At 69.4% G+C, this 10,430-nt stretch carries 6 protein-coding genes and 1 pseudogene; 5 read left to right on the forward strand and 2 right to left on the reverse strand.

Annotated features, from left to right (window positions below; translation table 11 throughout):
* Positions 1-475: 475 nt before the first annotated feature.
* From IO20_RS0110975 to IO20_RS41290, 3 genes are all read left to right on the forward strand, one after another.
* Positions 476-1,312, forward strand: a complete 837-nt coding sequence (locus IO20_RS0110975; protein WP_030548393.1) for an alpha/beta fold hydrolase — start codon at positions 476-478, stop codon at positions 1,310-1,312.
* Positions 1,313-1,616: 304 nt separating this feature from the next.
* Positions 1,617-2,450, forward strand: coding sequence for an alpha/beta fold hydrolase (locus IO20_RS0110980; RefSeq protein WP_030548394.1), 834 nt, complete (start codon positions 1,617-1,619; stop codon positions 2,448-2,450).
* A complete protein-coding gene (locus IO20_RS41290; protein WP_078945918.1) occupies positions 2,396-2,761 on the forward strand; it encodes a peptidase inhibitor family I36 protein in 366 nt (121 codons plus the stop codon). The genes IO20_RS0110980 and IO20_RS41290 overlap by 55 nt, the downstream gene beginning before the upstream one ends.
* Before the next feature lie 105 nt (positions 2,762-2,866).
* On the opposite strand, the gene IO20_RS0110990 is transcribed toward IO20_RS41290, so the two are convergent.
* A complete protein-coding gene (locus IO20_RS0110990; protein ID WP_245684925.1) occupies positions 2,867-6,058 on the reverse strand; it encodes an AfsR/SARP family transcriptional regulator in 3,192 nt (1,063 codons plus the stop codon).
* Positions 6,059-6,601: 543 nt separating this feature from the next.
* Between IO20_RS0110990 and IO20_RS0110995 the strand changes: the two genes are divergently transcribed.
* Both IO20_RS0110995 and IO20_RS0111000 read left to right on the forward strand, forming a co-directional pair.
* Positions 6,602-7,750 carry an EstA family serine hydrolase gene (locus IO20_RS0110995; RefSeq protein WP_030548396.1) on the forward strand — a complete coding sequence of 383 codons (1,149 nt, stop codon included), beginning with the start codon at positions 6,602-6,604 and terminating at the stop codon, positions 7,748-7,750.
* A gap of 317 nt (positions 7,751-8,067) precedes the next feature.
* A pseudogene (locus IO20_RS0111000) lies at positions 8,068-8,474 on the forward strand (helix-turn-helix domain-containing protein).
* Between the two features lie 562 nt (positions 8,475-9,036).
* On the opposite strand, the gene IO20_RS0111010 reads toward IO20_RS0111000, so the two are convergent.
* A complete protein-coding gene (locus tag IO20_RS0111010; RefSeq protein WP_342668749.1) occupies positions 9,037-10,305 on the reverse strand; it encodes a cytochrome P450 family protein in 1,269 nt (422 codons plus the stop codon).
* Positions 10,306-10,430 lie beyond the last annotated feature (125 nt).

The raw sequence follows: 10,430 nt of genomic DNA on the forward strand, positions 1-10,430 counted from the left end.
GAGGAAGCGGGTCGGGCGGATCCGAGGGTCGGCCCGGCCGGCCTGCCGGTCGCCGACACGACATGCGGCAGGGCTGACGGCCGGAGGGTCCTCGCGCGCCCGGGCGCGGAGGCTCCTTGCTCCGCCGAGTTCCCCTCATGACCACTCGGACCGGAACAGGGGTCGAGTTCACCACCGTCGGTGAACCGCAGTGCGGGATTCCTCGTAGGAAGCAGTGACGTCCGGGCACATGAGAGCCCTGACCGGACGTCAGCCCTGTCGGCTGTTGTGGCGGCAGCCGGCAGGGCGGCAGAGCCGTTCGTGCCCCGGGCCGCCACCGTTCGATCAGTCAAGGCGGGGCCTCATGGCAATTTCAGTTGCACGCAATTCAATTGATTGCAACTCAACACTGGGCTGTGTTTCTCGTCGGAGCCGGGTTCGCCTTGCCGGCCCCGCCACATCAGGGCGTCAACCCTCATGAAGAAGGACATTGAAGATGCGTATCACCCGACCGACCAGGCCCGCCCGTCTGGTCACCCTGCTCGGCGTCGCAGCCGTGGGCCTTTCCGTCACGGCCGTCACCCTGCCCGGCACGGCCGACGCGACGCCCCGCCAGCCGGTCCGGCCGACGATCGTGCTGGAGCACGGGGCGTTCGCCGACGCCTCCAGCTGGGACGGAGTCGTCGAGCGGCTGCAGCGGGCCGGCTACCCGGTGGTGGCCGCCGCCAACCCGCTGCGCGGACCGGCCGTCGACGCCGCCTACCTGCGCAGCGTCGTCGAGCACATCGACGGCCCGGTGGTCCTGGTCGGCCATTCCTACGGAGGCACCGTCATCAGCCAGGCCGCCACGGGCCTGGGGGAAAAGGTCAAGGCTCTCGTCTACATCGCCGCGTTCCTGCCCGACACGGGTGAGAGCTCGCTGGGGCTGACGAACAAGTTCCCCGGCAGCACCCTTGGCCAGGTCATCGTCCCGGTGAACTACACGCTTCCCGACGGAGCCTCGGGAGCTGACGTCTTCATCAAGCCGGACAAGTTCCACCAGCAGTTCGCCGCGGACGGCCCTGCGGACAAGGCGAGGCTCATGGCCACCGGACAGCGTCCGATCGCCGCCGCCGCGCTGGAGGAGAACTCCACCCGTGCCGCCTGGAAGGCGATTCCCTCCTGGTCGCTGGTCACCACCGAAGACCGGAACATCCCCGTGGCGGCCCAGCGCTTCATGTCGGCCAGGGCACACGCCCGCACGACTGAGATCGACGCCTCGCACGCGGTGACCGTCTCGCGTCCCGACGCCGTCGCCCGCATCGTGGAGAAGGCGGCCCGTACGGTCCGCTGACCGGGACCTGTCGATCCAGGCAGGGGAGCCGCTCCGACGGGCGCTTCCGCAGGCCGAGCACCCGGCCGAGCACGCCACGCACGGCCCGCTGCGGATCCGCACCCAGGAGGTCACCCACACCCCTTGCCCTCCGGCCGCGTCAGTAGTCCCTTTCGGCCAGACGGTGAACCGCGCTCACCCCGTCACCGTTTCCCAGGTGACGAGGCGCCGACATCGGACACCCCAGGTCGGGGCCTGTATGGACCGCCGACCGCCCCGAGCCACCACCTCGCACCACAACCCACATCGAGAGGCAGAAACCACCATGTCGTTCATCACCGTCGGCCAGGAGAACTCCACCACCATCGACCTCTACTACGAGGACCACGGCACCGGACAGCCGGTCGTGCTGATCCACGGCTACCCGCTCGACGGCCACTCCTGGGAGAAGCAGGCCGCGGCCCTGCTGAAGGCCGGTTACCGGGTCATCACCTACGACCGGCGCGGATTCGGCCGCTCCAGCCAGCCCACCACCGGCTACGACTACGACACCTTCGCCGCCGACCTGAACACCGTCATGGAGACCCTCGACCTCCACGACGCCGTTCTCGTCGGGTTCTCCATGGGCACCGGCGAAGTCGGCCGCTACCTCGGCACCTACGGCTCCGCCCGGGTCGCCAAGGCCGCCTTCCTCGCCTCGCTGGAGCCGTTCCTGCTCAAGGCCGACGACAACCCCGAGGGTGTCGACGGGAGCGTCTTCGAGGGAATCAAGCAGGCCGTCACCGCCGACCGGTACGCCTACTTCAGCGCGTTCTACCAGGACTTCTACAACCTGGACGAGAACCTCGGCACCCGGATCAGCGAGGAGGCCGTCCGCAACAGCTGGAACGTGGCCGCCGGCGCCTCCTGGTACGCCTCGCTGGCCTGCGTCTCCACGTGGACCACCGACTTCCGCGCCGACATCCGGAAGATCGACGTGCCGGCACTGATCCTGCACGGCACCGCCGACCGCATCCTGCCCATCGAGGCCACCGGCGAGCTCTTCCGCAAGGCGCTCCCGCAGGCCGACTATGTCGTCGTCGAGGGTGCCCCGCACGGCCTGCTGTGGACCCACGCCCAGGAGGTCACCGACGCCCTCCTCGCCTTCCTCGCCAAGTAAGGGCGGAGTCCGGCCTCTCGCCGGCCGGATGGCGACCCGCAGGCGCCCCGTCACCGTTCGACGGTGACGGGGCGCTGTCCTGGCAGCACAGCAACTATGAAGGCCGCTTCTTCTTGAGCTCGAACAGCACATCCGATGTCGGCAGTTACATGAACGACCGGACGACCTCGGTCTGGACCCGGACCAGCCGCACCGTCTGCATGTACCGGCACGAGGGCTACGTCTACGACATGGGGTGTTACGGGGCTGGTGGCTCGACCGGCGTTCTGCCCATTCTCAACGACGAGCTGACGAGTTTCCGGCTCGTGTGATCCCGACGCGAGGGAACGCCGTACCGGCCGGGACTCAGGCGTGAAGCCGTATGCGGTCCCGGACCGTCCGGGACCGCAGAAGAAACCTCGTGGGCCAGCTGGAACTCAGCGGAGGGCGGACGAGTGACCATCCCCATCCGCCGAACCGTCCCGCTCGGATTCCTGATGCACAGGGCCGCCATTCCTCGGGACCGGGAGCCGATGGCTTCCCTCCGCCCTCTCCGGGAAGGGTGGCGTGGGGGCCGTGTCCATGTCCAGGGCGGTGAGCCGGTCACGGACCTGCCGGGCACTGTGGGCCATGGCTCGCTCGTCGGCGCTTTCGAGGGCTTGGACCCAGTCCGCCCGCGCGCCTTCCCGGTCGCCCTGGGCCAGCCGGGTGTCGCCGAGCCGCATCAGTGTGCCGATGGCGTTCCTGTGGTCGCCCAGTTCCTCGAACGCCTGCGTCGCCCGCTGGTAGGTGGCCACCGATTCCTCGTAACGGCCGAGCATGCGGAGGTTGTGGCCCAGGATGTCCCATGCCTGGGCCAGCTGCCACGGCGCGCCGAGGCGCTGGAACAAGGCGATGCCCTCCTCATTGTACAGAAGGCTCTTATCGAGCTGCCCCAGGTTGGAGTGGAACCAGGCGAGCTCGACGAGACACTCGGCCAACCACAACTCCTCACCTGTCTCCCGGGACAGTTCCAGTCCCCGTTCGGAGAACGCCACGGCCTCCTGGATCCGGCCGAACAGGAACAGCGCACACGCCGTCACGTAGTGGGCTCGGGCCTGTTCACCGGTCGCGTCGAGTTCCTCGAAGATCGTGGTGGCGCGTCGCAGGTGGTGAAGGGCTTGCTCCTGGTGGCCGAGGTAGCCGTGGATGTGGCCGAGGTGGCGTAGGCAACGGCCTTCTTCGAGGCGGTTGTTCTGGCGCCGGGCCACTTCGAGGGCGGGGGTCAGCGCGGTGATGGCCTCCGGCCAGAATTCCTGGCGGTTGAGGTATTCCTTGAGTGACCAGGCCAGCCCGGTGGTGTGGTGGTCCAGCTTCTGGCTCACGGCGGTGTGGAGCAGGCCGGTCAGCACCCGGTGTTCGGCGGTGAGCCATCGGGTCGCCTGCTTGACGGTGGTGAGGCTCTCCGGGGTGACGCCTGGGCCGGGTGCACCGAGGTCGAGGTCGGGCGGTGTGTCCTGTTTGAGGAGCTGGTTGGCCTCGTGGGCGGTGAACATGTAGTGGTCCAGGGCCCGGAGGGTGGCGTGGTGGCGTTCCTGGACGGTGTCGTGGGTGTGGGTGAGTTCGGTGGCGTAGCCGCGCAGGAGGTCGTGCAGGCTGTAGCGGCCGGGCAGCGGTTGTTCCACGAGGCAGGAGCCGACCAGACCGGCGAGTGCGCGGCGGGTCCGGGGGAGGGGAAGACCGGCGAGGCTGGCGGCGCCGGGGGCGGTGATGTGGGGACCGGGGTGCAGGGCCAGGAGACGGAGGAGTCGGGCTGTGGGCTCGTCCAGGGACCGGTAGGACCAGGAGAAGACGGCGCGTACGTCGGTGGTGGAGTCGAAGCCGGTGAACGCGTCCAGGCCGTGGGTGTGTCGCAGGTCGTCGACGATGGAGTGAAGGGGGAAGGAGGGATCGAGTTCGGCGCGGGCGGCGACCACCGCCATGGCCAGGGGAAGCCGTCCGCACAGGCGGATGATGTCGGCCGTGGCGGCGGGCTCGGCGGCCAGTCGTTCGGTGCCCAGGCGTCGCTCGAGGGCTTGGTGGGCCTCCGCCTGTGAGGGAAGGGGGAGGGTGAGGGGTCTGGCGCCGTCGGTGGTGATCAGTCCGGGAAGCTGGTTGCGGCTGGTGATCAGTGTGAGGCAGCCCGCTCCTCCGGGGAGCAGGGGGCGCACTTGTTGCTCGTCGCGGGCGTTGTCCAGGACGAGGAGGATCCGCCGGTCGGCGAGGAGGCTGCGGAAGAGCGTGCTGCGGCCCGGGGTGTCCTCGGGGATCTGCTGGGCGGGGACGCCGAGGGCGGTGAGGAAGCCGTGCAAGGCGTTGCCGGGTTCGACGGCGGGTGCGTGGGGGTGGAATCCGCACAGGTTGACGAAAAGCTGTCCGTCGGGGAAAGAGGAGGCGATGCGGTGGGCGTGGTGGACGGCGAAGGTGGTCTTGCCGACACCGGGAGCACCGCTGATGACGACGGCGGAGGCAGCGGTCGTTCCGGGCCGGCCCGGTGCACCGCTCACGGCCGACAGCCAGGCGCCCTCGGCCTCCCGCCCCGCGAACACCGTCAGGCTGCGCGGCAGTTGTGCCGGACGCATCCGGGGCGGCGACGTGGTTCCCTCGAAATCCGCGGTCTGGTCGTGACTCGCATCGGACCGATCGGCGGCGTCGGCCGGTTCGTCGTCTGCCGGTCCGAGGTCGGCGGTCGCCTCGTCCTCCTCCGGTGTCCCGGACGTGGTCGGCCCGAGCGGATCGCGCCCGTGTCCGGTACTCCCGCCGGAGACGGATGCCGCGCCGAACCTGTTCAGCTCATCGGCTGAGTGAAGGGGTGGCAGGTCGTGGTGGAGGATGCCGTGGTGCAGTGCGCGTAGGGATGGGCCGGGTTCGAGGCCGAGTTCGTCGGCGAGGTGCCGGCGCAGGTCGGTATAGCGCTGAAGCGCTTCGGGGTGCCGGCCGGCCAGGTACAGGGCGCGCAGCAGCAGGGCCCAGCCGGTTTCCCGCAGGGGATGCTCTGCGGTCATTTCCTGGGCCGCGTCCAGGGCCTCGCTGATCCGTCCTTGCAGGAGCAGGGCAGTGCTACGGATCTCGCGGGTGGTCTGCCGCAGTTCTTCCAGGCGTGCTGCCTCGTTGACGGCGAACAGGTGGTGCGCGGCGTCGGCGAACGCGGTGCCGCGCCACATCTCCAGGGCTTTTTGGGTCTCTTCCACGACGCGTTCGGGCCGGCCCTGGTCCATGAACCGGTGTGCCTGGGCAAGGGCCCGCTCGAAGCGCACGGTGTCACGGCTCTCGGGCGGCACCCGCAGGGCGTAGCCCAGGGGTTCGGTGACCAGTACCTCGCAGATGCCCTTTCGGCGCAGGTGTCGGGGTTCCAGGACCGCGCGTACCTTGCTGACGTGGGCGTGCAGGGAGGCCATCGCTCCGCCCGGCGTCCGTCCCGGCTGCTGCGGCCACAGTTCCTCGCACAGCGTCTGCGGGGCGACCGCCCGGCCGTCGGCGAGCAGCAGGCGGACCAGCAGCAGGCGCTGCCTGCGCCGGCCCGGATCGAGGTCCAAGCCCGCCCGCCGTACCACCAGCGGCCCCAGCAGCCCGAAGTCGAGATCCTGCCCCGTAGCCGTCACCGTACCCACCCAGAACTCCGCTCGACGGCGCCACCATCGGAAGCACACATGACCATGACCCTCGGAAGTGTGGGCGACCCGCTGCCGCTGTGAGGAAAAACGGGCCCGCGCGACTCTCGTCGCGGTGACCTGTCCGCCGAGATGGGGGGCGGCTAGGTGATCGGAGCGGCGAGGACCCCGTCGTCCGCTTCCCGCATACCGGACAGGACATTAGCAGGACGCCACTCGACGTGATGAATTCGCCGGCGGCCATGCGCCGGACGGCTTCCTCCTCGGCCCGCCCTGCGACGAACCGGTAGCCGGCCGATTCCGGCGCTGCTGATCCGCGAGCCTGCGTGCCGAGCGGCCTGTGGAGAACCCAGGGGTACGCGGCCCGCTTGCGTCGGCGGCGTCGCAGGGCACGCCGGAGCCCTGCAGATGATCCCAGAGGTGAACTCCTACCGGAGGGGCATCCACCAGACAGATGCCCCTCACCTGCGGCGACGCGTGAACCAGCGTGACATTCGTTCCGTTGACTGATCGGACGGTCGTCGTCAGAAGCGGAGAAAAGACATGGTCAATGTCGAAGGAAGTAGCAGCGCCCGGTTCGAACCGATACGAGCGGCGCTGGCAGCGCACCTGGAGTCCGGAGAGGAGGTGGGGGCGTCGATCGCCGTCGATGTCGACGGCGTCATGGAAGTCGATCTGTGGGGTGGGCACGCCGATGAAGCGCGGACCGTTCCGTGGCACCAGGACACATTGGTCAACCTGTGGTCGACCACCAAGACCCTGAGCAGTCTGGCGGCCCTCGTCCTCGTCGACCGGGGGGCACTAGATGTCCACCGCCCGGTCGCGCACTACTGGCCCGAATTCGCTGCTCAGGGCAAGCAGGAAATCGAGGTGCGGCATGTCCTGGCGCACACCTCGGGGCTCTCCGGCTGGCAGCAGCCCTTCACCATGGACGATCTGTACGACTGGCCGACCGCGAGCGCCCGGCTGGCCGCGCAGGCGCCCTGGTGGGAGCCGGGCAGCGCCTCGGGCTATCACGTACAGACTCAGGGACAGCTTGTGGGAGAGCTCGTCCGGCGGGTCAGCGGCCGTACCCTGACCGAGTTCGTCGACACGGAGATCGCCAAGCCGTCGCAAGCCGACGTCCAGATCGGTGCGCGGCAGGCCGACTGGTCGCGCATCGCCGCGCTGGTGGCCCCGTCGCAGCTCTCCGGAATACCCGCCGGCCTCGATCCCGAGGGGATCTTCACCAAGACCTTGCTCGGAAGTCCCGCCAGGGACGAGCATGTCGACACCCCGCAGTGGCGCCGTGCCGAACTCGGCGCCGTCAACGGACACGGCAACGCACGAGGCATGGCCCGCGCCCTCTCGGTGATCTCACGACGCGGCCAGGTGAACGGCCTCCGGCTCCTCTCCGAGGAGACGGTGGAGAAGGTCCTCGACGTACAAGCAGACGGGGTCGACCTGTTCCTGGGTGTTCCCGTGCGCTGGGGCATCGGCTTCGCGCTCGCCGATGCGAGGACGATGCCGCACATGCCCACCGGAAGGGTCTGCTTCTGGGTCGGCCGGGGCGGTTCGATCGTCATGATGGACCTCGACCGGCGCGTCACGTTCTCGTACACGATGAACCGGCTGGGCGACGGAATCCTCGGCTCGGAGCGCACCCATGACTACATCAGGCATGTGTACGAAGTCTTGGACTCCACCGACTGAAGGCCGGCCGCTCCGCCTTGGAGGCCAGGACCGAGAGCTCCGTGGGCGGAGACGTGCCCCACCGGTTCGGCTTGTGCGGCACGGCGCGGTTCCCGGGTCGGCCCCTCGGCGCGGTGGTCAGGTCTCTGGCCCTGGTACGGCCTGGTGCGTGCCCCGCGAGAACGCCGGTCTCGGTGCCCACAACGCTGCGTCGGGCCGCCATTCGACCGGCGTCCGACTCCACCGCCTGCTGACTTCAGGAACTGGAGAGGCGTTGAGTCTGTCCAGGGTCGGCGATCCTCGCTCAGTACGCGGTGTCAAGGCCACCGCGTACTGGTATGACGGCTCTCGCGCTGCACGCCGCGTGTGGGCTTGCGGGCCGGTCCCCGATCGCGGGGGTAACGATGCTCATCGTCACCCGCAAGAGTGGCCGCCGCCGCAAGCTCCTGCCGCACCAACGCCCACTCGTAGCTCTGGTGTACCTGCGCAAGCACGACACCCTGGCCCAGATGGCAGCCGGACTTCGGCATCTCGGTCGGCACCGCCCACGCCCACACCGCCGCCACGGCGTGAACGCGCAGGTCGTGGCCGACCCGCTCGGGCAGGCGCTGTGGATCTCCCGGCACCCGTTGCACGGGGCATGACGCGAGTGAAGTCATGGCACATCTTCCGAAGATCCCGGATCAGCCCCAACCGCATGACGTCAATCGCCAAGGCTGTCCTCACTCTGGAGAGGCAGCGCTGAAAACGCTCACTGTGTGCGTCATGGGTCGCACGTAGCGCCCCTAGCGCACGTAATGCACATTGATCTTGAGTCCCTTTTGTGTCTCGCGAGCCGCTGACCTGTGGTTTCCTTAACCTGTTTTGGCTCTACATGTTTGCGATGAGGCACCACGTGGAGTGCGTGGCGATCCTGGAGCCGGTGAAGTAACGGCTCTGACCATCGGTCGCGAGCTCGGGGACGGTTCCAGCGCAGGAACCGTCACCGAGCTCGCGACCAGCACGGACGTAGCCGTTGGCCGCGCTGAGGGCACACCCTCTTGCCGGCTGGGGCAAGGCCGGCCATGCCCTCTTGTCGGCGGGATCGGGTTTCACACCCGATCCCGCCTCGTGGCGATCGGTCCTTGGGGAGATCACTCGGCGGTCGCCAGGGGCGGGGCGGTCATGACGATCGCCTCTCGCCTGTCCGGTGCGTGACGCCTCTGTCGCAGCACTGCGGCCCCCGCCGCTGACAGTCTCGGCTCACCTGCGCGAACGGCGTGCCCGCGACCGCTCACCCGCCCGTCAGCTCGCCCGCGGTGGGCATGTCACCACCGCACCGGCAGCGTCCGCCTCCCCCGGATCAGCATCCCCGGGAGCCATTCCCCCGGCTCCCCGTCCGCCGCCAGGTCCGGGCAGCGGTCCAGTAGCGTGCGCAGCGCCACCTCGCCCTCGAGGCGGGCGAGCGGGGCGCCGAGGCAGAAGTGGATCCCGTGTCCGAAGGAGAGGTGGCCCCGGGCCTCGCCCCGCCGTACGTCGAAGCGTTCCGGATCGGGGAAGCGCTCCGGGTCGTGGTCGGCGGCGGCCATGGCGATCAGCACGATGGCACCGCGCGGCACCTGGACGCCGCCGATCTCGGTGTCCTCCAGGGCGATGCGCGGCGTGGTGGTCTCCACCGGCCCGTCGTAGCGCAGCGTCTCCTCCACCAGCCCCGCCGCCAGCCCCGCCGGATCGGCCCGTACGGCCGCCAGCTGATCGGGGTGCGCGAGGAGCGCGCGTACCGCGTTGCCGATCGTGTTGACCGTCGTCTCGTGCCCGGCGACGAGCATCAGGAAGGCCAACGAGACCAGCTCGTCCTCGGTGAGCTGGTCGCCGCCCTCGTCGACCGTGTGGACGAGGGCACTGAGCAGGTCCTCCCCGGGGCTCTCGCGCTTGGCGGCGATGAGCCCGGTGAGATACGGCATGACCTGCTCGTACGCCTCCTTCTCCGCCTCGGGGCTGGTGGGCGCGAGGGTCTCGTTGGACCAGGCGTGGAAGGCGGCGCGGTCCAGGCCGGGGACGCCCAGCAGTTCGGAGATGACGATCATGGGGAGCGGGGAGGCGAACGCCTCGATGAGGTCGGCGCGGCGCGCTCCGTCCGCCGTCATGCGGTCCAGCAGCTCGTCGGTGATCTCCTGGACGCGCCCCCGCATCCGCTCGACCCGCCGGGCCGTGAACTCCTGCGACACCAGCTTCCGCAGCCGGGTGTGGTGGGGCGGGTCGCTCATCAGCATGTTCGCGTTGCCGAGCATGTTCAGGGCGTACGGCGGGCTCCAGCCGGGCTGCCGGTACTCGCGCTGCCAGTCCCGGCTGAGGTGCGGGGAGCTGAAGGCCTCGCGCGCGGCCTCGTACCCGACCACGAGCCACACCACCCCTCTGTCGGGCCCCAGCACCTGGTGCACCGGACCGCGCTCGCGCAGTCGGCGGTAGGCGACGTACGGGTCGGCGGTGAAGTCGGGGCTGAGCGAGGCGAGCACCTCGATCCCGCCGGGGCTTTCGGGCCGGTCGGTTCTGTCGGGTATCGCGGGATCGGCGGCGGCTTTCTCGGTCTCGGTCAAGACGGAATTCCTTTCCCTCAGACCCGGGTTAATACTCCAGCTGTAGATCGTGATCTTGATCGCGGTGCGGCCGCCGCGCGTTGAGCGGCCTCATGCTGGGATGGGCGTCTCGCGGGTCATTTGCT

Source organism: Streptomyces exfoliatus (assembly GCF_000725545.1).
GTDB lineage: Bacteria > Actinomycetota > Actinomycetes > Streptomycetales > Streptomycetaceae > Streptomyces > Streptomyces exfoliatus.

Bases quoted from the DNA above. Each gene is read 5' to 3' on its own strand.
- IO20_RS0110975 (WP_030548393.1), top strand. From the start codon at position 476: ATGCGTATCACCCGACCGACCAGGCCCGCCCGTCTGGTCACCCTGCTC.
- IO20_RS0110980 (WP_030548394.1), top strand. From the start codon at position 1,617: ATGTCGTTCATCACCGTCGGCCAGGAGAACTCCACCACCATCGACCTC.
- IO20_RS0110995 (WP_030548396.1), top strand. From the start codon at position 6,602: ATGGTCAATGTCGAAGGAAGTAGCAGCGCCCGGTTCGAACCGATACGA.